At 71.8% G+C, this 20,489-nt stretch carries 14 protein-coding genes; 3 read left to right on the top strand and 11 right to left on the bottom strand.

The window, feature by feature from the left end; all coding sequences use genetic code 11:
* Nucleotides 1-4: 4 nt before the first annotated feature.
* From ACSHT8_RS07445 to ACSHT8_RS07420, 6 genes are all read right to left on the bottom strand, one after another.
* Nucleotides 5-3,043, bottom strand: coding sequence for an amino acid adenylation domain-containing protein (locus tag ACSHT8_RS07445; RefSeq protein WP_436499016.1), 3,039 nt, complete (start codon nt 3,041-3,043; stop codon nt 5-7).
* Entirely contained in the window at nt 3,040-6,081 is a 3,042-nt protein-coding gene (locus tag ACSHT8_RS07440) for a non-ribosomal peptide synthetase (RefSeq protein ID WP_436499014.1), read from the bottom strand. The genes ACSHT8_RS07445 and ACSHT8_RS07440 overlap by 4 nt, the downstream gene beginning before the upstream one ends.
* A complete protein-coding gene (locus tag ACSHT8_RS07435) occupies nt 6,074-9,064 on the bottom strand; it encodes a non-ribosomal peptide synthetase (protein WP_436499012.1) in 2,991 nt (996 codons plus the stop codon). The genes ACSHT8_RS07440 and ACSHT8_RS07435 overlap by 8 nt, the downstream gene beginning before the upstream one ends.
* Nucleotides 9,065-9,320: 256 nt before the next feature.
* The gene (locus tag ACSHT8_RS07430; RefSeq protein ID WP_436499010.1) at nt 9,321-9,914 is read right to left on the bottom strand and encodes a superoxide dismutase; all 594 of its coding nucleotides are present in this window, start codon (nt 9,912-9,914) and stop codon (nt 9,321-9,323) included.
* Between the two features lie 27 nt (nt 9,915-9,941).
* A complete protein-coding gene (locus tag ACSHT8_RS07425; protein WP_436499008.1) occupies nt 9,942-10,397 on the bottom strand; it encodes a (2Fe-2S)-binding protein in 456 nt (151 codons plus the stop codon).
* Nucleotides 10,398-10,406: 9 nt separating this feature from the next.
* Nucleotides 10,407-12,611, bottom strand: coding sequence for a molybdopterin cofactor-binding domain-containing protein (locus ACSHT8_RS07420; RefSeq protein WP_436499006.1), 2,205 nt, complete (start codon nt 12,609-12,611; stop codon nt 10,407-10,409).
* A 531-nt stretch (nt 12,612-13,142) separates the two neighbouring features.
* On the opposite strand from ACSHT8_RS07420, the gene ACSHT8_RS07415 reads away from it, so the two are divergent.
* Genes ACSHT8_RS07415 through ACSHT8_RS07405 form a run of 3 tightly spaced genes read left to right on the top strand, consistent with a single transcriptional unit; the run spans nt 13,143 to nt 16,170 of the window.
* The gene (locus ACSHT8_RS07415; RefSeq protein WP_436499004.1) at nt 13,143-15,401 is read left to right on the top strand and encodes a nitrate- and nitrite sensing domain-containing protein; all 2,259 of its coding nucleotides are present in this window, start codon (nt 13,143-13,145) and stop codon (nt 15,399-15,401) included.
* The gene (locus ACSHT8_RS07410) at nt 15,398-15,811 is read left to right on the top strand and encodes a roadblock/LC7 domain-containing protein (protein WP_436499002.1); all 414 of its coding nucleotides are present in this window, start codon (nt 15,398-15,400) and stop codon (nt 15,809-15,811) included. Before ACSHT8_RS07415 ends, ACSHT8_RS07410 begins: the two co-directional genes overlap by 4 nt.
* The gene (locus ACSHT8_RS07405; protein ID WP_436499000.1) at nt 15,808-16,170 is read left to right on the top strand and encodes a DUF742 domain-containing protein; all 363 of its coding nucleotides are present in this window, start codon (nt 15,808-15,810) and stop codon (nt 16,168-16,170) included. Before ACSHT8_RS07410 ends, ACSHT8_RS07405 begins: the two co-directional genes overlap by 4 nt.
* Nucleotides 16,171-16,186: 16 nt before the next feature.
* Here ACSHT8_RS07405 and ACSHT8_RS07400 read toward each other — a convergent pair whose 3' ends face one another.
* The 5 genes from ACSHT8_RS07400 to ACSHT8_RS07380 form a co-directional block, all read right to left on the bottom strand.
* Nucleotides 16,187-16,600, bottom strand: coding sequence for a DUF5994 family protein (locus ACSHT8_RS07400; protein WP_436498998.1), 414 nt, complete (start codon nt 16,598-16,600; stop codon nt 16,187-16,189).
* Nucleotides 16,601-16,611: 11 nt separating this feature from the next.
* Nucleotides 16,612-17,091 carry a general stress protein gene (locus tag ACSHT8_RS07395; RefSeq protein ID WP_436498996.1) on the bottom strand — a complete coding sequence of 160 codons (480 nt, stop codon included), beginning with the start codon at nt 17,089-17,091 and terminating at the stop codon, nt 16,612-16,614.
* 76 nt (nt 17,092-17,167) lie between these two features.
* Entirely contained in the window at nt 17,168-18,022 is an 855-nt protein-coding gene (locus ACSHT8_RS07390) for a hypothetical protein (RefSeq protein WP_436498994.1), read from the bottom strand.
* A 193-nt stretch (nt 18,023-18,215) separates the two neighbouring features.
* Entirely contained in the window at nt 18,216-19,436 is a 1,221-nt protein-coding gene (locus ACSHT8_RS07385; RefSeq protein WP_436498993.1) for a lipase family protein, read from the bottom strand.
* Nucleotides 19,437-19,589: 153 nt separating this feature from the next.
* Nucleotides 19,590-20,474: a LysR family transcriptional regulator gene (locus tag ACSHT8_RS07380; RefSeq protein WP_436498991.1), complete on the bottom strand. Its 885-nt coding sequence runs from the start codon at nt 20,472-20,474 to the stop codon at nt 19,590-19,592.
* Nucleotides 20,475-20,489: the final 15 nt, after the last annotated feature.

Here is a 20,489-nt window from a genome sequence, read left to right as displayed (position 1 = left end):
GTGGTCACCCCTGACCCGGCTCGACCAGCGCGGCGACCTCGGCGTCGGACAGCTCGTCGATCTCGGCCATGAGCAGCCGCTCGACTTCCGCGGCCAGCCCCTCGACGGTGCGTTCGGTGAAGACCGCGCGCAGCGGCACGGTGAGCCCGATGGCCGCGGTGATCCGGCCGACGACGCGGGTGGCGAGCAGCGAATGGCCGCCCAGGGCGAAGAAGTCGTCGTGCACGCCGACGTCGTCGAGCCCCAGCACCTCGCACCAGATCTCGGCCACCAGGTACTCCGCGTCCGTGCGGGGCGCGACGGGCGCGGACGGGGCCAGGTCGGCGCGGTCGGGGCGGGGGAGCGCGGCACGGTCGAGCTTGCCGTGGGCGGTGAGCGGGAGCTGGTCGAGCACCACGAGGGCGGACGGCATCAGGTAGGCGGGCAGCCGGTCGGCGAGGTCGGCCCGCACGGTGTCCGCCGCGCCCGGTCGCAGGACGACGTAGCCGACGAGCCGGTCGTCCACGACCACGACGGCGGCCTGCGCGACCGCGCTGACCGACAGCAGTGCCGCCTCGGTCTCGCCGGGCTCGACGCGGAACCCGCGCAGCTTGACCTGGTCGTCGTAGCGGCCGAGGAACTCCAGTTGACCGTCCGGCCGCCAGCGCACCCGGTCGCCGGTCCGGTAGAGCCTGCCCGGGCCGAACGGGTTCGGCACGAACCGCCGCGCGGTCAGCCCGGGGTTCCCCAGGTAGCCGTGCGCGAGTCCGGCGCCGCCGATCACCAGCTCGCCGGGCACGCCGACCGGGACGCGGCGCAGGGTGCGGTCGACTACGTGGCACACCGTGCCCGCCGCCGGTCGCCCGATCGGGCCGTCGCTGCCCGGCGCGAGGTCGGCGCTGGTGGCCACGATCGTCGTCTCGGTCGGGCCGTAGGTGTTGAGGACGCGGACGCGGTCGCCGTGCTGGGCGTGCCATTGGGCCAGGACCGCAGGGTCGAGCCGGTCGGCGCCGAGGATGAGCAGGCGGAGTGACGCGGGCAGGGTGGTCAGCGCGCCCGAGCCCACTAGTTCCTGCCAGTACGGAGTGGGGAGATCCAGCACGGTCAGTCCCGCCGCGCCCGCCAGGAAGTCAGGCAGGGCGCCAGGGTCGTCCGGGGCGAGGATCAGAGTCGCGCCCGCCGACAGGCACGGGTACAGCTCTTCGGCGTGCGTGTCGAAGCTGGTCGCGGCGAAGTGCAGAACCTGGTCTTCGGACGTCACCGCGTAGTGGTGGCGCATCCACACTATCCGGGCGGCCAGCGCGGCATGGCTCACCGCGACGGCCTTGGGGGTGCCGGTCGATCCCGAGGTGTAGATCAGGTACGCCAGGTCGCCTGCGGACGGCGGCAGGGGAGCCGGTGGGCCGGGATCGTCGACGCGCAGCGCGGTGTCGTCGGTGTCGCTTACCAGCAGCCGGGCACCGGAATCGGCGAGCAGGAACTCGGTTCGCCGCGCCGGGTCGCCTGGGGTGAGCGGCAGGTACGCCGCGCCCGCCAGCCACACGCCGAGCAGCGCCGCGATCAGGTCGGGGGACCGGCGCAGGCTGACCGCGACGACGTCGCCGGGCCGGACCCCGCTGTTGACCATCGCTCCCGCCAGCGTCCGCGCGCGGTCCAGCAAGTCCGAATAGGACCATTCGGTGTCGCCGTCGCGCACCGCGATCCGGTCGCCCGGAACCGCTTGGACGGCGTCCAGGACGCCCTGCGGTGTGATCAGCGGCGGGCCAGCCGCCCAGCGTGCGAGCAGGCCGTCCTCCACATCGTCCACAAGGGACAGAGCGGAGACCCGCGCGTCCGGATCGGCGACGACGGACCGCAGCAGGGTCTCGAAGTGGCGGGCCATCCGGGCGATGGTGTCGGCGTCCCACAGGTCGGTGTTGTAGCCGAGGCTGAACACGAGCCCGTTGTCGACCTGCCACGCCTCGGCCACCAGGTCGAGCTTGGCCAGCGCGATCCCCGGGTCGACCAGGTCCACGGCGAGCCCGGCCATGGGCAGCTCACCGCGGCCGAAGTCCTGCAGCACGAACATCGCGTCGAAGAACACGCCCCGGCTGGGGTCGCGCTCGACGCCGAGTTCGGCCGCCAGCCGCTCGAACGGGATGTCCGGGTGCGCCATCGCGCTGATCGACGCGCGCCGGGTCCGCAGCAGGTGCTCGCGGAACGTCGGGTCGTCGGCCAAGCGGGCGCGGAACGCGACCGTGCGCGTGAACAGGCCGATCATCGGCTCGACGTCGACCCGGCCGCGCCCGGCGACCTGGCTGCCCACACACAGATCGTCCTGCTCGGCATACCGAGACAGCAGCACTTGGAAAGCCGCCATCAAAACCATGAACCGGGTCCCACGCACCCCGCGTGCCACCTCGTCGACCCGGGCCAGCAGATCGTTGTCCAGCACGCGGTAGTGCACGCCGCCGTTGGTGGTCTTGACCGCGGGCCTTGGCCGGTCGGTCGGCAGCCGCAGCGGCGAGATCCCGGCCAGCTCGTCGCGCCAGTGGCCCGGCTCGGCCGGGGCCTGCGCGCGGGCGTGGTCGGCGTAGGTGATCGACAGCGGTGTGAGGTCGGCGGGCACGCCGGCGACCCGGGCGGTGTAGCACGCGGCCATCTCGTTGGCGAACACGCCGAGCGACCAGCCGTCGGCGACGATGTGGTGCACGGCCACGCCGAGCACGTGCTCGGCGTCGCTGATCCGCAGCAGCAGCGCCCGGATCAGCGGCCCGGCTTCCAGATCGAACGGCCGGTTCGTGTGCTCGGCCAGCGCGGCGGCGACGTCATCGGCCACGGCCTCCGCCCACGGCAGCCGCACCTCGGCGGACACCCGCTGCACCGGCTCGCCGTCGACCAGGTGGAACGTCGTGCGCAGCGGCTCGTGCCGGGCCACTACGTCACCGAGGGCTGCCTTCAGCGCTTCCTTGTCCAACGCGCCGGTCAGCCGGTAGGCGACGGCCATGGTGAAGGAACCGTCGCCGCCCGCCAACTGGTCGAAGAACCAGATCGGTCGCTGCTCGGCGCTCAGCGGCGCCGTCACGCGCTCATCCGCTTCACCGTGTCGGCGATCGCGGCCACGGTCGACTCGTCGTAGAACACGTGCAGCGGCACGTCCACGCCGAGCCTGCCGCGGATGCGGACCGCGATCTGGGTGATCGTCAGCGAGTGGCCGCCGAGGTCGAACAGGTCGTCGTCCAGGCTGACCGCGTCGAGGTTGAGCACCTCGCACCAGATCGCGGCGACCGTGTCGGTCACCGGATCGCTCTCGCGCGGCGCGGCCTCGACCGGTGCGCGGACCGGGGCGGGCAGCGCGGCGCGGTCGAGTTTCCCGTTGGGCGTCAAGGGAAGGCGGTCGAGCGCGACGAGCGCGGACGGGACCATGTGCGCGGGCAGCTTCGCCGCGAGGTCTTGGCGCAGCGTGTCGACATCGCCGCCGACGACGTAGCCGACCAGTCGCGGGTCGCCCGGGTTGTCCTCGCGCACGACCACCGCGGCCCGCGTGACCCCGGGCAGCGCGGCGAGGACGGCTTCGATCTCGCCCAGCTCGATGCGGTGGCCACGCAGTTTGACCTGGTTGTCCCAACGGCCGATGTACTCGATCGCGCCGTCCGCGCGGCGGCGGACCCGGTCGCCCGTGCGGTAAAGCCGCCCGCCCGGCGGCCCGAACGGGTCGGGCACGAACCGGGTCGCGGTCAGCCCGGGCCGTCCCGGGTAGCCGCGCGCGACGCCCTCACCGCCGATCACCAGCTCGCCGGGAACACCGACCGGCAGCGGGGCCAAGTCGTCCGCGACGACATAGCAGCGGGTGTTCGCGAGCGGGGTGCCGATGGTGACCGCGTCGACCACGTCGGGCAGCTCCGCCGACGTCGACCAGATGGTGGTCTCGGTCGGCCCGTAGACGTTGTGCAGCTGCTTGACCCGGCCGCGCAGGTCACGCGCCTGGGGCAGCGACAGCGCCTCGCCGCCGCAGAGGGCCACGACCAGCGGGGCGGTGAAGTCCTCGGCGAGGATCGGCTGCCACCCCGACGGCGTGGCCTGCACGTGCGTGACACCCTCGGCGTTGATGAGGCGCAGCAGCGCGCGGCCGTCCGCGGCGTCGACGTCGGCGAGCACCACCCGGCCGCCGCTGACCAGCGGCAGCATCAGCTCCAGCACCGAGATGTCGAACGACAGCGACGTCAGCCCGAGCCACCGGTCACCGGGCTCCGCGCCGACCTGGTCCCACATCGCGCCGAGCAGGTTCATCACCGACCGGTGCTCCACGGCCACGCCCTTGGGCAAGCCGGTCGAGCCGGAGGTATACATCTGATACGCGACATCCCGCGCGCCCGCCACGACACCCGGATGCTCGGCGTGGCCCAGGTTGTCTAGGGAGACAACGGTTCCGTCGAACCAGGTCATCGGCCCGGCGGAGACCGCCACGCGGGCACCGCAGTCCCTGGTGACGAACGCGAGCCGTTCGGCGGGGTGGTCGGCGTCGAGCGGCACGTAGCCCGCGCCGACGGTCCAGATCCCCAGGATCGCGGCCAGCGCCTCGAACGACCTCGGCGCGTGCAGCGCGACCAGGTCCGAGCGCGCCACCCCGGCCGCGGTGAGTCGCAGCGCGATGTCCGCCGCCGCGCCGAGCAGGTCGCGGTAGGTGTGCGAGTGGCCCGCCGACACGACCGCGACCGCGTCCGGGTCCCGCAGCGCCCGGGCGGCGATGGCGGTGGCCACCGACCCGCTGTCGGCCTGCGGCCGGTCGGTCGTGTTCCAGCGGCCGACCTGGGCCCACTCGGCGTCGTCCATGAGCGGCAGCGCGGCGACCGGCGTCTCCGGGTCGGCCGCGGCGGCGCGCAGGACGGTGTGGAAGTGGCCGAGGAGGCGGTCGGCGGTCTCCGCGTCGTAGAGGTCGGTGTTGTAGTTGAGCTGCACGGTCGGCCCGGCGTCGGTCGCCCATACCTCGACGGCCAGGTCGTACTTGGCCTGCCGGATCCCGGCGTCGAACGGCGTGACGTCGAGCCCGGCCGGGGCGAACCCGCTGCCGGTGGCGAAGTTCTGCACGGTGAACATCACGTCGAACACCGGGCTGCGCGACAGGTCGCGCTCCACGCCCAGGTCGGTGAGCAGCCGCTCGAAGGGGATGTCCTGATTGCTGAACGCGCCCAACGCGGTGGCCCGGGTGCGCTTGAGCAGTTCCTGGAACGTCGGGGCGCCGGTCAGGTCTGCTCGGAGCACGATGGTGTTGGAGAACAGCCCGACGACCGACTCCAACTCGACCTGCTGCCTGCCGGAGATCGACGAGCCCACGCAGAAGTCCCGCTGGCCCGAGTAGCGCCACAGCACGATCTGGAACGCGGTCAGGTAGACCATGAACGGTGTCGTCCTGGTCGCCCGGGACACCGCCTTGACCGCCGCGACCAGCCCCGGGTCGAGCAGCCGGTCGGTGAACGCGCCGTCGGAGGTCTTGACGGCGGGCCGCGGCCGGTCGGTCGGCAGTTCCAGAGTCGGGGCGCCCGCGAGGCGTTCGGTCCAGTACGCCAGCCGGGCGGCCGCGGTGTCGGAGTCGGCGTCCACCCGCTGCTGGGCGGCCGCGTCGGCGTAGGTGAGCGGGGGAGCGGGCAGGTCGGGCTCGGCGCCCGCGACCCGGGCGTCGTAGCAGGCGGTCAGGTCGGTGAGCAGCACGCCCATCGACCAGCCGTCCGACGCGATGTGGTGTACCACAAGGGAAACCACGTGGTCGTCGTCGCCGAGTCGGGCCACGGACGCGCGCAGCAGCGGCCCCGCCGCGAGGTCGAACGGCGCGTTGCTCCACTCGGCTACCAGCGCCGCGGCGTCTCCGGCGTCTACATAGGACACCTCAACGGGCTGCGCGGGCGCGAGCACGCCAACCGGCTTGCCGTCGACGGCTTGGACGAGTGTGCGCAGGGCCTCGTGCCGGGTCACCACGTCGGTCAGCGCGGCGGCGAAGGCCGTCCGGTCGAACCGGCCGCGGACCCGCAGCGCGATGGGGATGTTGTAGGAGGCGTCGCCCGGGGTGAACTGGTTGAGGAACCAGAGCCGTTCCTGCCCCAGCGACAGCGTGATCGAGTCACTCACCTTCGGCCTCCCGGACGGCCAGCGCGACGCCCGCCACCGTTGGCACGTCATAGAAGACGTACAGCGGAAGGTCGACTTTGAGCCGCTTGCGGATGCGCGAGGCGATCTGGGTGACGGTCAGCGAGTGCCCGCCCAGCTCGAACAGATCCTCGTCCGGCCCGATGTCGTCGAGGCCGAGCACCTCGCAGAAGATGTCGGCGACTGCCCCGGTGTGCTTGTCGCCCGTGGGCGCCTGCGCCTGCCGCTGGGGCTCGGGCAGGGCGTCGCGGTCGAGCTTGCCGTTCGGGGTGACCGGCAGCTGGTCGAGCAGCACGACCGCCGCGGGCACGGCGAACTCGGGCAGCCGGTCGCGCAGCGCCGACCGCAGCTCCTCGGCGGTTGTCTGTCCATTCGGGACGACATAGCCCGCGAGCCCGCCGTCGGGACGCTGGATGACGACGGCTTGGGCGACGCGGCCGTCTGCCAGCAGCGCCGCCGAAACCTCGCCGAGTTCGATCCGGTGGCCGCGCACCTTCACCTGGCCGTCGTCGCGGCCCACGTACTCCAGCGTGCCGTCCGGCAGCCACCGCGCCCGGTCTCCCGTGCGGTACATCCGTGCGCCGGGTTGGCCGAACGGGTCGGGCACGAACCGGCGTGCCGTCAGCCCCGGCCTGCCGAGGTAGCCGCGCGCGACACCGGCACCGCCGACGCACAGCTCGCCGACGACACCGACCGGGGTGGGCCCGCCAGCGGCATCGAGGACGTAGCAGCGCTGGTTGGCCAGGGGGCCGCCGATGCGGATCGGGCCGTCCGACACCGGCCACGCGGTGGACCAGATGGTAGTCTCGGTCGGCCCGTAGACGTTCCACAGCGCGCCCACTCGTCGACGCAGATCCTCGGCCAGCGGCAGGGGCAGCGCCTCACCGCCGCTCAGCGCGACCAGGTTGGGCGCGGTGAAGTCGGCGTCGCGGAGCAACTGCCACGAGGTTGGGGTGGCCTGGACGTGGGTGACGCCGTGCCGTTCGATGAGGGCGGCCAGGGCGCGCCCGTCGACCGCGTCGGCCTCGGACGCCAGCACCAGCCGACCGCCCGTGGTGAGCGGGGCCAGCAGTTCCAGGACGGAGATGTCGAACGCCAGCGAGGTCAGGCCGAGCCAGACGTGCCCCGCGCCGAGGTGCTCTCGCATGCCGAGTAGCAGGTTCGCCACGTTCGCGTGCTCGACGGCGACGCCCTTGGGCGTGCCGGTCGATCCCGAGGTGTAGGTGACGTAAGCGAGTGGAGTCTGTTGCGCCGCAACAAGATCCGCGCCCTCATCGATCGGGAGGACGGTGGGGAACCGGTGGGCCTGGGCGGCGTCGGCCACGACGATGTCGACTCCGCTGTCCGCCAAGAGGAACGACAGGCGGCTGTCGGGGTGGCGCGCGTCGAGCGGGAGATAGGCCGCGCCCGCCTTCCAGACCGCGAACACGGCCGCGACGAGGTCGGGGGTCCGCGCCGCGCAGAGTCCCACGACGGCGCCGGCCCGTACCCCGCGGGCCTGGAGCGCGCCGGCGAGTCGGGCGGCGCGGTCGTCGAGGTCGGCGTAGGTCAGGGATTCGTCCCCGAACGTCAGGGCGACCCGGTCCGGGTGTGCTTCGACCTGCTCGTGGAACGAGTCGAGCGGTGTCGACCTCGGCGCGGTGATCGGCGTCCCGGTTCCCCAGGCGGTGAGGCGCGCGCGTTCAACCGGGTCGAGGAGGGGCAGGTCCGCGATCGCGGTGTCCGGATCAGCGACGATGGCGGCCAGGAGCCGCCGGTAGTGCGCGCCGATCTGGGCGATGGCCTCGGCGGTGAAGGTGCCCTCGGTGTACTCCAGGCTCACCGACGTCTGGTCGGCCGAGTCGATGACCAGCACGTGCAGGGCGTTTCGCCTGCCGTGGTTGAACATCGTCCAATCGACGTCGGAGGTGACACCGTCGAACGTCGGCGACTCCGACCGCCTGCGGTAGCTGAACGACACCGGGGCGATGGTGACGCCCGGCTTCACCCCGCCGACGACCCTGGCCACCGGCACCTCGCGCACGGTGTAGAGCTCACGGAGATAGGTGCGCAGATCGCGGGCGGCCTGGCCGAAACCCGTTGTCGCGGCGGGCACGGCGGTGATGAGGACTTCGTTGATGAACACCCCGATGTGGTCGGGCGCGTTGTCGGGGCGGGTGCCCAGGTCGAGCGCGATCACCGGGTCCGGGGTGCCGTAGCGCAGCAGCAGGGCCTGGTAGGCGGCGAGCATCAGCTCGAACCGGCTGACCCCGATCCGCTTCGCCGTCGCCGCGACGCCCGCGCGCAGGTCGGCGTCGAGGAAGAACTCGTCGGACACGCCGAGCCGGACGTCGTCGGACACCGGGGTCCGCCCGGGCAGGGCGACGTCCACCGGAGCTCGCCACCAGCGCCCCCAGAACTCGCGGGCGGCGGGCAGCAGCCGGTCGACCCGGCCGAGGTGCTCGGCGACCAGGTCGTCATAGGACACGGTCAGCGGCGGAAGCGCCGAAGCGTTGTAGTACGCGGCGATGTCGCGGACGACAAGGTCTTTGGACTGGCCGTCGAAGCCGACGTGGTGCCCGACGATCACCAGCCGCCACCGGTCGGCGGCCAGTCGGAACAGCGTCATCCGGGAGATCGGCCCCCCGACCAGGTCGAACGGCCGCAGCACGACCTCCCGGACCGCCGCGTCGACCGCCGCACTGTCCCGACCGGACAGGTCGATGTACTCGGGCCTGCACCGCGCCGCCGCGCCGCGCATGACCGGGACCCCGTGCTCGTCGACCACGGTGGCGGCCAGGATCGGGTGCCTGCGCACCACCGCGGCGCACGCGTCGAGCAGGGCCCCCACATCGAGGCCGCCGGTGAAGGTGATCGACAGCGGGACGTGGTAGACGGACCCGACATCGGACGTCTGCTCGGTGACCCACACACCCTGCTGCGGCAGGGAGGTGGGCACAGCGTCGTACGCGAGCGTGATCGTCATGGCACCCCAGTTCCGGCGGACCGTGCCACAACGATCCGGCCGTTGCAATTAGATGCTCGAAAACCAACGTAATCGAACATGTTCAGGCAGCCTACAAGCTGCCCTTGATCCCCGACAAGGGCAGCTAGCAGGCTAAACCGGAGTCGCGCCGGAAAGTGCGCGTTTGGCTACTGGGTGCCACGAATGGACGAAGGTCTCCACGCCTGCCACGCCACCGCGAGGCAGGCGCGGCGTGGTGCGCTGCCGCCGACGCCCGCTAGGCGGGGCTCGCCAGGGTGAGGCAGCCGAGGCGGGCGCCCGCGGTTCCCGCCTGGCCTGCGTGGGCGTGCGTGGCGGTCTCGTGGAGCACGACGGACGCAGGCCGTCGGTCGGCGATGCCCCAGTCCACTGTGGACGTGGACGAGCCCGCGCCGTGGGCGTCGGTGGTCACGTCGAGCCAGATCTCGTTGTCGTCGTTGGCGAAGGCCGGGTCGACCGACGGGGTCACCGGGTCCGCCTTGTGCTGGAAGTGCGGCCCCGCCGCATCGCCCTTCTCACCGCACGGCTTGACGTGGGCGTGGGCTCCGTAGGTGCGGCTGGGCAGCAGGCCGGTGACCTTGAGTTCGGTGCGCACACCCTCGGCCGTCGTGCTGACCACGACCTCGGCGGACGCGCCGCCGGGCAGCAGCGCCGGGTTGTAGGTGATGGCCGTGGTGCCGGGGGCGAAGGCGGCGAACGTGCCGCCGCCGCGCAGGGCGACGGTCGGCTTGGCCTCGCTCGTGGGCGATCCGTCCGCTGCGGGGGACGTGCTCTGCCCGCAGGCGGAGAGCAGGGCGACGGCGGCGAGCATGGGCAGTGCGCGTGCGGGCATCGACATTCCTTGTTCGGCGGACAAGACCTACAGAGAAGCGGACGCGCGCTTGATCGCGTCCCGGATCCGGCAGTAGCTGCCGCAGCGGCAGACGTTCTCGATCGCGTCGATGTCGGCGTCGGTGGGCGTCTTGGTCTTCTTCAGCAGCGCGGCGGCGGCCATGATCTGGCCGGGCTGGCAGAAACCGCACTGGGCGACGTCCTCATCGATCCACGCCTGCTGCACCGGGTGCAGCGTGTCCCCGTCGGCGAGGCCCTCGATCGTGGTGACCTTGCGGCCATCGCACTCGCCGACCGGGAGCATGCACGGCTGGAACTCCTCGCCGTCGAGGTGGCTGGTGCACGCCCGGCAGACTCCGGACCCGCAGCCGTACTTCGGGCCGGTCAGGCCGAGCCGCTCACGCAGCACCCACAGCAGGGGCGTGTCGGCGGGAGCGTCGACCGACACCGGCTCGCCGTTGACGGTGAACTTGTAGGTAGGCACGACACTCCTCTAGAAGTTGATCGGGAAGCTGCGCGGCTTGGTCCCGGTGGCCCTGGCGTAGGCGTTGGCCACCGCGCCCGCCGCGGCGGGCACGCCGAGTTCGCCCGCGCCGCCGGGCTCGCCGTTGGCGGGCATCACGAACACGTCGAGCCGCAGCGGGGCGTCCTTCTGCCTGGCGTAGCGGAAGTCGGCGAAGCTCTTCTCCCTGACCCTGCCGTCGTCGAGGTGCACCCCGGCCTGCAGGACGGTGGAGATCGCGTCCATCAGCCCGCCCATCATCTGCGCCTTGAGGCCCGACGGGTTGATCGCCCTGCCGACGTCCACGGCGATGGTCGCCCTGGTCACCCGCGGCGCCTTGGGGTCGGTGGCGTTGATCTCCACCAGGCAAGCCGTGCTCGACCGGTACTCCTCGTGCACCGCGACGCCCTGCGCGCAGCCGGGCGGCATGGCCTTGCCCCACTCGCCTTCCTTGGCGACCTTGGCCAGCACGTCCTTGGTGCGCTGCGACTTCAGCACCGACATCCGGAACTGCACCGGGTTCTTGCCGAACTTCGCGGCCAGCTCGTCGACCACCATCTCCTCGGCGGTCCGCAGCCCGGCCGAGTAGACCGACCGCCAACTGCCGGTGTTGACCGGGACCGGGACCTCGGTGAGCAACTGGGTGACCACACCGAAGTGATAGGGGTTGGACGCCGACAGGTGGAAGAACAGCAGGCCGTCGCCGGGGCCGGAGAGCGCGGCGCCGCTGGCGCTGACCACCTCGCCGAAGCCGTGGCTGAGGTCGGTCTCCACTGACGCCATCCGGTGCTCGAAGGTGAGCATCTGGCCGAGGGCGTAGGTCGCGCGGATCTTGTGGTGCGACGCGGGCCGCAGCCTGCCGTGCTTGACGTCGTCGGTCCTGGTCCACATCAGCCGCACCGGCTTGCCGATCTTCTTCGAGACCAGCGCCGCCTCGACCGCGGGCTCCCAGAACAGCCGCCTGCCGAACGAGCCGCCCGCGCGCAGCACGTGCACCTTCACCTTGGACACCGGCAGGCCGATCTTCGCGGCGATGTCGGCCTGCGCCATGACCGGCGACTGGCACGCCACCCAGATCTCGGCGCGGTCGGCGCGCACGTCGGCGACCGCGCTGTGCACCTCCATCGGCGCGTGGCTGGTGAAGGCGAAGTCGAAGCTCGCGTCGACCTTGCTGGTCAGCAGGCCGGGCACGATCAGCGGCGCCGTCGCCGCGCGCAGCTTGGCCTTGACGTCGGCGTCGGACAGCCCGACCGCGGGGCCGTTCTTCCAGACGATCTCCAGCGCGTCACGGCCCTTGAGGGCGAGGTCTACGGTCTCGGCGGTCACGGCGACGCCGCTGGGGATCTGGGTCACCGCGACCACGCCGGGGATCGCGCGGGCGGCCTTGTCGTCGAAGGAGACGACAGTGCCCTTGATCGTCGGCGGGCGCGCGACCACGGTGGCCAGCGCGCCGGGGACACTGATGTCCATGGCGTACTCGGCCTTGCCGGTGACGATGTCGCGGGCGTCCACCCGGCCGGTCGGCTTGCCGATCAGGGTGTAGTCGGCGGCGTTCTTGGGCGCGGCCGACACCGCGGCGGTGGTGGTCGCCGCGGCGGCCGCGGCCAGCGAGCCGAAGTCGGCGCGCTTGCCGTCCTGGGTCCACACGGCGGAGTCGCGGGTGGTCAGCGATTTGGGGTCGACGTTCCAGCGCTGGGCCGCGGCGGTGATCAGCCGGGCGCGGGCGGCCGCGGCGATCGAGCGCAGCGGCGCCCAGAGGGTCCGCACACCGGTCGACCCGGCGGTGAACTGGTTCCACATGAACTCGGGCTTGGCGTCGGACAGCACAACCCGCACGTCGCCGAGCCGGGCGCCGAGCTCCTCGGCGACGATCATGGCCGCGGTCGTGGCGATGCCCTGGCCGGACTCGGCCCGGGGCAGCTCGAACCGAACACCGCCGTCCTCGTCGACCCGCAGCACCATCAGGCCCGAGGTGACCTTGCTCGCGAGGTTGATCACATCGCCGAGATCGAGCAGCTCAGCGGGGGAGGGCAAGCTCGGCAGCGCCTCGGCCACCGGGTCGGAGCCGCCGAGTCGTGCCGCGACGGTCAGGGTCGGGGCGGCCACCAGAAACGTGAGGAATCTTCTGCGTCCCACGCCGGGCTTGCGGCCCGGGGAATCCTGCGTGCCGTCAATCGGCTCGCCGGGGGCGGCCATCCGAACTCCTTCCGATATGTGCGACTCGGATGTGTGAATCCGGCGTGCACGGCGGTCTATCAGCGGAAACGTCGAAAAACAACACACGAGTCTTTGGGGGTCGCCGACAGAATCGAATTCGCCGCCGGGTCGGCGGCATTCCGGGCAGTCCTGAATGGACCGGCGGCACGGCGCAGGGCGTGATCGACCCCCTGCGGTCTGTGGTCGCGGGACACTCTACGTACACCCACACGGGAAGTTCGATCCCCTGAATGGCCTAATCTTATGTCGGCCGATCGGGACTACTACCCTCGGTATCACCCAAAAGGATCATCTGCTATGACGGCGTCTTGGGCCCGTATTCACGCAGGTGGACACTCTGGCAATCGCTGCCCGGGCCGCCTTGATTGACGCCATACTGATTCATCCCTACGGTGTGCTTCCATTCATAGGGTCGCAACGATCGGGCGCGACGATCGTTACGGCTTTAGTCGCGGAAACTTCGCCGCGGCGGTCGGGGTGTGGTGAACGGAAGGTCCTGGGGCGACGTCCATGGCAAGACTGAACCGGCTCGGCGGGTCCGGCACGATCCAGTCCCGGGTCCTGGCCATCGTCCTCATCCCGTCGATCGCGATCATGGTCGTCGGCGGCGCGCTGTCGGCGTACCTGGCATACCAGGGCGTCAGCACGCAGTCGTTCGCCGACAACGTGCGCGCCTCGCTCGGGCCGAGCTCGCGGGTGATCGTCGCGGTCCAGGAAGAGCGGCGGCTGACGACGCTGAAGCTCGTCGGCGAGGCCAGCGATCCCGGCGAGATCACCCGGCAGCGCGGTGAGGTCGACGCCGCGGTCAAGGACCTGGCCGCCACCACCGAGGCGCTCGCCGAGGAGGCATCCGGGGAGCTGAGCGGACCGCTGCAGAAGCTGAACAAAGCGGCGCTGGACCTGCCGGACCTCCGCAACCGGGTCGACCAGGGATCCGCGACGCCGCAACAGGTGTACGACTTCTACAGCGACCTGGTCGACCTCGTCAGCCAGGCCGTGCAGGGCATCGCGCGCTCGGCGACCGACGCCGAGGTCGGCTTCGAGCAGATGATCAGCTCGGAGCTGTTCCGGTCGGTGGAGGCGCAGGCGCGGTCCCATGTGCTCGTCGAGCGGGCGATGACGGCGGGCCTCGACCACAAGGACTACCACGAACTCGCCCACCAGATGGGCACCTACCACGAGCTGATCGAGACGATCGTCCCGCGGCTGACCGAGGTGGAGCGCAAGCAGTACGCCGCGTTGAAGGCGACGCCCGAGTGGAAGACCGTCGTCGCGGGCGACGACGCGATCATGGCGCTGGGGCCGGGCAAGCACAAGGCGACCTTCGACGTCGCGGCGTGGGAGAAGTCCAACCGCACTGTCTCCGGCGGCCTGGCCGATCTCTACAAGGCACACTCGACCTACGCCGCGGACCTCGGCACCAGCAGCGGAAGCGCGGTGCTGACCACGTCGCTGGTCGCCGCCGGGCTCATCCTGCTGATCGCCGTCGCGGCCATGCTCATCGCGCTTCGCCTGTCCCGCAAGCTGATTCACCGGCTCACGAAGCTGCGCGTGGAGACCATCGACGTCGCCGAGAACCGGCTGCCCGACATGGTCGAGCGGGTCGGCCGCGGCGAGAAGGTCGACGTCGAGGCCGAGGTGCCGCGCATCGACCACGGCGACGACGAGATCGGCCAGCTCGCCGCCGCGTTCGGCGACGCCCAGCGCACCGCGGTCGCCGCGACCGCGCGCGAGGCCGAGGTCCGCGAGGGCGTGCGGTCGGTGTTCCTCAACATCGCCCACCGCAGCCAGGTCATGGTGCACCGCCAGTTGAAGGTGCTCGACCGGGCCGAGCGCTCCGAGGACGACCCGGACCAGCTCGCGCTGCTGTTCCAGCTCGACCACCTGGCCACCCGGGCGCGGCGCAACGCCGAGAGCCTGATCATCCTCGGCGGCAAGCAGCCGGGCAGGCGCTGGCGCAACCCGGTGTCGCTGCTCGATGTCGTGCGCAGCGCCGTCGCCGAGACCGAGGACTACGAGCGGGTCACCACCGGCAAGCTGCCGCAGGTCGCGCTGGAGGGCGCGGTGATCGCCGACCTCATCCACGTGATCGCCGAGCTGGTGGAGAACGCCACCGCGTTCTCGCCGCCGGAGACCCAGGTCGACGTGATGGGCACCCTCGTCGCGCGCGGTGTGGTGATCGAGATCGAGGACCAGGGCCTGGGTATCGAGGAGGACAAGCTCGAGGAGTTCAACCGCAGGCTGCAGAGCCCGCCCGACTTCGGGGTCATGGCGCTGTCGGGCGAGTCCCGCATCGGCCTGTTCGTGGTCGCGCGGCTGGCCGCCCAGCACGGCATCAAGGTCGCCCTGCGCGAGTCGATCTACGGCGGCGTGCGCGCCGTGGTGCTGGTGCCGAACAGCGTCCTGGTCCGCGACGGCGTGCCGGACACGGAGGTCCCGGCGGCCAGGGCCGAGCAGCGGCCCGCGCCGCAGGTCGAGCGCACGTCCGGCCACCTGCCGGTCGACGCGACGTCCACTGTGGACACCATGCCGCACTCGGCGCCGACCCAGCGCATCCCGATGAGCAGCCTGCCCGCCGAGCCGCTCGCCCGGCGCGAGCCCCGGGCCACGCTCGCCCCGCAGCTGCGCAACGGGGCTCAGCCGGTCGAGCCCGCCCCTATGCCGACCCCTGAACGATCCCGCGCCACGATGTCGGCGTTTCAACGCGGCACAAGACGGGCACGTGCGGGTGAGCAGGACTCGAACGGCAGGCCGGCGGAGGGCACATGACGGGCACGGCGACGAACAGGAACCTGGACTGGCTCCTGGACGACCTGGTCCAGCGCGTCGGCGCCGCCGACCGCGCTGTCCTGCTGTCGGCGGACGGCCTGATGATCGGCAAGTCGGGTACCCTCGCGCAGGCCGACGCCGAGCACCTGGCGGCGGTGGCCTCGGCGTTCCAGAGCCTGGCCACGGGCACGGGCAGACACTTCGGCGGCGGTGAGGTCTACCAGACCGTGGTGGAGATGCAGCACGCGTATCTGCTGGTCACCGCGGCGGGCGCCGGGGCGTGTCTGGCGGTGCTCGCCCCGCAGGACGCCGACCTGGGCGTGATCGCCTACGAGGTCAACCGCATGGTCACCCGCGTCGGCGACTACCTGACCGCGGCACCGCGACCGGTGGCACCCCCGGCCTCATGAAGGACGAAGACGAGGCGTGGTTCGACGACGACGCCGGTCCGCTGGTCCGCGCCTACGCGGTCACCGGCGGCCGGACCAAGACCGCCGGTCCGCCACTCGACCTGATCACCCTGGTCGTGGCGACCGGGCTGCAGTATCCGCAGCTCTCGCCGGAGCATGAGCGGGTAGTGGCGGTGTGCTGGGAACAGCAGTCGGTCGCGGAGGTCTCGGCGAAGGTCGGCCTTGCCTTGGGCGTGGTGCGGGTGCTGATCGGCGACCTGATCGAACGCAACTGCCTGATGCTGCGCTCACGCCAGACCACGGCCGAACCGGACCTGGAGATGATGCGGAAGGTGCTGGAAGGCATCCGCAGGCTCTAGTGTCCGGCGCAGGGCACTAGGCCATCAGCTCGGCGATCGTGTCGGTGTTGTCTCGCTGGGAGGCGTTCATCATGGTCCCGTGCGCGGCGGACTCGTCGGTGTCCGGCGGCACGACCAGCAGCGTCAGCCGCCGCCCGTCCGCGGCGATCATGTCCACCGTGTGCGCGGACTGCGCGGTGAACCCGCCGAGTCGCGTCATGTCGCCGTCGATGTTGACCCGGCGGGGAGCGGCGGACCAGTCGGCGAGGTGGTAACTCACCCGCTCGACCCTGCCCAGGCGGACGTTGAGCACAGCGAGCAGGGAAGGCAGCTCGGCGGACAGGTCATGGCTGTGCGGCCACCACGCGCCGTCGACGTAGCCGGAGGCGGGTGCCTTGGGGCGCAGCCGCAAGCGCAGAGTGTGTTCGGACAGCTCGTGGGACAGGTCCATGGCGGCCTTCCTCAGTGCTTCAGGGAGAGCGCGGCCAGCAGGTCGCGGCCCCGCTCGGACATCCGCGGCGGGCACAGCACGTCGTACCGGCGGGCCACCAGGGAACTGGTCGAGATGAAGTCGTGGTGGCCGCGGCTGCTCGAGTAGCGCATCGCGGCCATACCGGTGGCGAACGCGACCCCGGCGGCGAGCCCGGCCAGGATCGGCAGGAGACCCGGCGCGGGGGAGAGCAGGCTCAGCATCAGGCCGACGAACAGCCCGAGCCACACCCCGGACATCGCCGCGGTGCCGAGTACCTTCTGCCAGGTCAGGCGGCCTTCCACCCGTTCGACGAGCATCGGGTCGACCCCGATGATCGCCAGGCCCGCGACGGGGAAGTCGCTGTGCGCGAGGTGGTCGACGGCGGTCCTGGCCTGCTTGTAGGTGTCGTACGAGCCGATCGGCCAACCGTCGGGGAGGGTGACTTCGGTGTGGCGTGATTCAACGGACATGGCGCCTTCTTCCAGCTTGGTGGCCGGAAGGGCTCGCACCTCGGATGGGATGTCGTCATGTCCGGATGACTTGAGCCTACGCCCTCTCGGGCACCGCGGCGTGATCTTCCTCGCGGGCGACGGCCGCGTAGTGCGCGATCGCGATGGCGCCGCCGATCGCCAGGACGAACCCGGTGACCGCGGCGTTGGTGAATCCCGGGCGCACCTGGTCGCCCAGGTAGACCAGGCCGATGAACGAGGCCAGCGTCGTGTTCGTGGTGAACATGATGGCCGTGGCCGAGGTCGGGCTGCCCTTCTGCAGGGCCATCGCGAACACCACGGCCGCGGCGAGCCCGCTCAGCAGCATCGTCCAGGCCAGCGGCTCGAAGACGATCCGCCACAGCGGATCGGGCAGCCGCAGCCCACGCGCGGAGATGCCGACCACGCTGAACGCCAGCCCGGAGGCGAACGCCAGCGCGGGAGCGCTCCACCGGCCACCGCGGCTGCGGGCGTACCAGGCGATCAGCGCCACCGGGACCACCATGCCCAGCAGCGTCCAGCGCCACCCCGCGGGCAGCGCGGTGGCCGCGCTCGGCTCGGCGGAGATCCCGAGCAGGAACAGCCCGGCCGCGCCGACCCCCACCGCCACCCAGCCCGCCACGGCCAGCCGGGTGCCGAGGAACGCCGAGATCGTCGCGGTCACCCCCACGCTGAACGCGAGGGCCGACTGCACGAGGAACAGCGGCAGCTTGTGCAGCGCGGCCGCCGCCGCGGCGAACCCGACCAGGTCGATGCCCAGGCCGAGGAAATACATCGGCTGGTGTCGCAGCGCCACGAGGTCGACGGCGCGGCCGCCGTAGGCACCGGACCGCCGGACACCGATGGACTCGAGGATCGAGCCGGTGCCCTGCGCGACCGCCGCGAAGACCGCGAGGACATACCCGAGGAGCATGCCCCCAGTTTGTCAGCGACCACCGTCACGGCGCCGCCGAATACCGGACGACGAACGTTCGCTGTGGGCCGAACAGGGGAGGTGAATGCCCGTCCGGTGATCCACTCGGACGGGGCTGAATGCGGCACCGCCCCAGGCCAGAGCGTGTTTCGGGGTCGGGGTGCCCGCTCGCCCCAGCGGGCACCCCGGAACTTCAGAACCGGCCGCAGTTGCTCGGCGCCGCCGCTCCACTGAAGCGGGCCGCCATCCAGGTCGCGGCGCTGCCCGCCGCGCCGAAGCCGGCGAGGGCGTGGCTGAAGATCGGGGCCAGGGTGAGGATGTCGTTGAACTGGACGCTGGCTCCCTTCCCGCACCAGTCCCTGGCCATCTGCTTGCCCTGGCCATAGGGGACGATGTCGTCCATCGGGGCGTGCTCGACCAGCACTGGCGCCGACGGTTTCAGGTTGCCGATCTTCATGTCGGCCACCACCGACCTGAACGGCTCGGTCTCCAGATACGCCGACACCGGCTTGCCGTCCTTCGTCAGCGTGCTGGTCTGCTTGAACGCCAGACCGAACAGCGCGTCCATCGTGCACATCTGGCTCGCCGCGACGAACAGTTCCGCGCCCGCCTCGTTGGCCAACTGGAGCATGCCCGCCTCCGGGTAGCCCTTGTTGATGCCGATCAGCGCGAACCCGAGGAAGCCCGCCGCGTACGCGCCGTCGAGGGACTTCGCCAGGACGGCCTTGTCGGCGGGTGGCGCGCCCGCGTACGCCCCCTTCAGGTTGAGCTCGGGGGCGTAGGTCGGCGCGAGTTCGGCCGCCGAGGCCGCCGCGCCGCCGCCCTCGGAGTAGCCCACGATGCCGACCGGGCCGTTGGCGGGCAGGCCGGGCACTTTCTGGGCGGCGCGGAGGACGTCGAGGACGGTGTGGGCCTCCGAGCGGCGCACGACGTAGCTGTGCTCACCCGGGGTGCCGAGGCCCTCGTAGTCGGTCTGCGCGACGGCGAAACCCTTGCCCAGCAGCGCGTTGATGAACTGGGACTGCACCATCGACACCATGTCGCCCTGGGCCTCGCCCGAGATCACCTTGGACACCGCGCACTTGTCGGCCATGCCCGCGGTGAACGGCGCGTACGCCACGATCGGCCGCTCGCCCGGACCGGTCCACGCCGAGGTCGGCACCAGGACCGAGCCGGTGACCGGGATCGGGCGGTCCTTGGTGTCGCGCGACAGGTACATGATCTTGGTCGCGGTGGCGTTGCTGTAGGTGAACGGCTGCGTCTTGATCACGGTGCCGGGGTTGCCAGCGGGCAGCGGGGAGGGTGGCACGTAGAACGCCGGGTCCGCTCCCGCCGGGACGCCCCCGGCGACGGTGGCGAGTGTCAGCGCGACGGCCACGGCGAGCGTGGCGGCGCGGCGGACTGGCTTGCGCATAGGCTTGTTCTCCCTCGATGAGGCGACCTCACTGTCGGAAGCCAAAGTGGGGGAGCCGCGACCGGAGTGTCAACGCTGCCAAGGGAAACCCGGACCAAGCCGCCAGAAACCCGTCCGCGGGTGCTAAACGCGGAGTCGAGGATGTTCGCGGTCTCACCACTCGGCGCGCAGGTCCCGGGCCGTGCCGCGGAGGATGGGCAGGAACGCGGTGACGGCGGCCGAGTCGGCGACGCCCGCCGCCGTGGCGGCGTGGACGCCGCGGACCGGGGCGTCGTCGGGGTGCAGCCGCTTCACCAGCACGTCGGGCCGGGTGCCGCTCGCGGCCAGGGCGGGGATCAGCGTGACGCCCAGGCCCGCGGCGACGAACCCCATCTTCGCCACCCACTCCCGCACGACGTAGTGCACCGACTCCGGGGTGCCCGCGAGCAGCGTGTCCTCGGGGTTGGCCGACCCGGCGATCCACCGCTCCCCGGACAGCTCGGCGAGCCGCACGGTCCGCCTGCGGGCGAAACGGTGGTCGCGCGGCAGGGCCACCAGCATCGGCTCGTCCACCAGGTGCCGCAGCCGGACACCGTCCACTTCGGCACCCGCCCGCAGGCTCACCACCGCCACGTCGACCCGCCCGGTCCTGACCTGCTCGACCAGGCCGGGGGTCCGGCCCTCGGTGAGCGACACCTCGACGCCGGGGCACTCTCGGTGGAACTCGGCGATCGACCGCGGCACCAGCGCGGCGTCGGCCGAGGCGAACGCGCCGATCCGCACGCGGCCCGCTGAGGTCTCCCGCAGGGCGATCGCGTCGCGCCGGGCCAGGTCCAACCGGTCGAGCACGGCCTCGGCGTGGGCCAGCAGGGTCCGGCCCTGCTCGGTGAGCAGCACGCCGCGGGGAAGCCGGTCGAACAACGCCGCGCCGATCGTGTCCTCCAGCGCGGAGACCTGGCGGGACACCGCGGACTGGGTGTAGCGCAGGTCCTTGGCCGCCGCGGTGAAGGACCCGGTCCTCGCCACGGCGCGGAAGGTCGCCAGCCACGTCACGTCCATGTCGCCATCCTGCCA

This window comes from Actinokineospora sp. HUAS TT18 (assembly GCF_051364635.1).
Classification (GTDB): domain Bacteria; phylum Actinomycetota; class Actinomycetes; order Mycobacteriales; family Pseudonocardiaceae; genus Actinokineospora.
The sequence above is the reverse complement of the archived record's forward strand: the minus strand, read 5'-3'. Positions and strand labels throughout refer to the sequence as shown.

Bases quoted from the DNA above. Each gene is read 5' to 3' on its own strand.
- ACSHT8_RS07435 (WP_436499012.1), bottom strand. From the start codon at position 9,064: ATGACGATCACGCTCGCGTACGACGCTGTGCCCACCTCCCTGCCGCAG.
- ACSHT8_RS07430 (WP_436499010.1), bottom strand. From the start codon at position 9,914: ATGCCCGCACGCGCACTGCCCATGCTCGCCGCCGTCGCCCTGCTCTCC.
- ACSHT8_RS07420 (WP_436499006.1), bottom strand. From the start codon at position 12,611: ATGGCCGCCCCCGGCGAGCCGATTGACGGCACGCAGGATTCCCCGGGC.
- ACSHT8_RS07415 (WP_436499004.1), top strand. From the start codon at position 13,143: ATGGCAAGACTGAACCGGCTCGGCGGGTCCGGCACGATCCAGTCCCGG.
- ACSHT8_RS07410 (WP_436499002.1), top strand. From the start codon at position 15,398: ATGACGGGCACGGCGACGAACAGGAACCTGGACTGGCTCCTGGACGAC.
- ACSHT8_RS07405 (WP_436499000.1), top strand. From the start codon at position 15,808: ATGAAGGACGAAGACGAGGCGTGGTTCGACGACGACGCCGGTCCGCTG.
- ACSHT8_RS07400 (WP_436498998.1), bottom strand. From the start codon at position 16,600: ATGGACCTGTCCCACGAGCTGTCCGAACACACTCTGCGCTTGCGGCTG.
- ACSHT8_RS07395 (WP_436498996.1), bottom strand. From the start codon at position 17,091: ATGTCCGTTGAATCACGCCACACCGAAGTCACCCTCCCCGACGGTTGG.
- ACSHT8_RS07390 (WP_436498994.1), bottom strand. From the start codon at position 18,022: ATGCTCCTCGGGTATGTCCTCGCGGTCTTCGCGGCGGTCGCGCAGGGC.
- ACSHT8_RS07385 (WP_436498993.1), bottom strand. From the start codon at position 19,436: ATGCGCAAGCCAGTCCGCCGCGCCGCCACGCTCGCCGTGGCCGTCGCG.
- ACSHT8_RS07380 (WP_436498991.1), bottom strand. From the start codon at position 20,474: ATGGACGTGACGTGGCTGGCGACCTTCCGCGCCGTGGCGAGGACCGGG.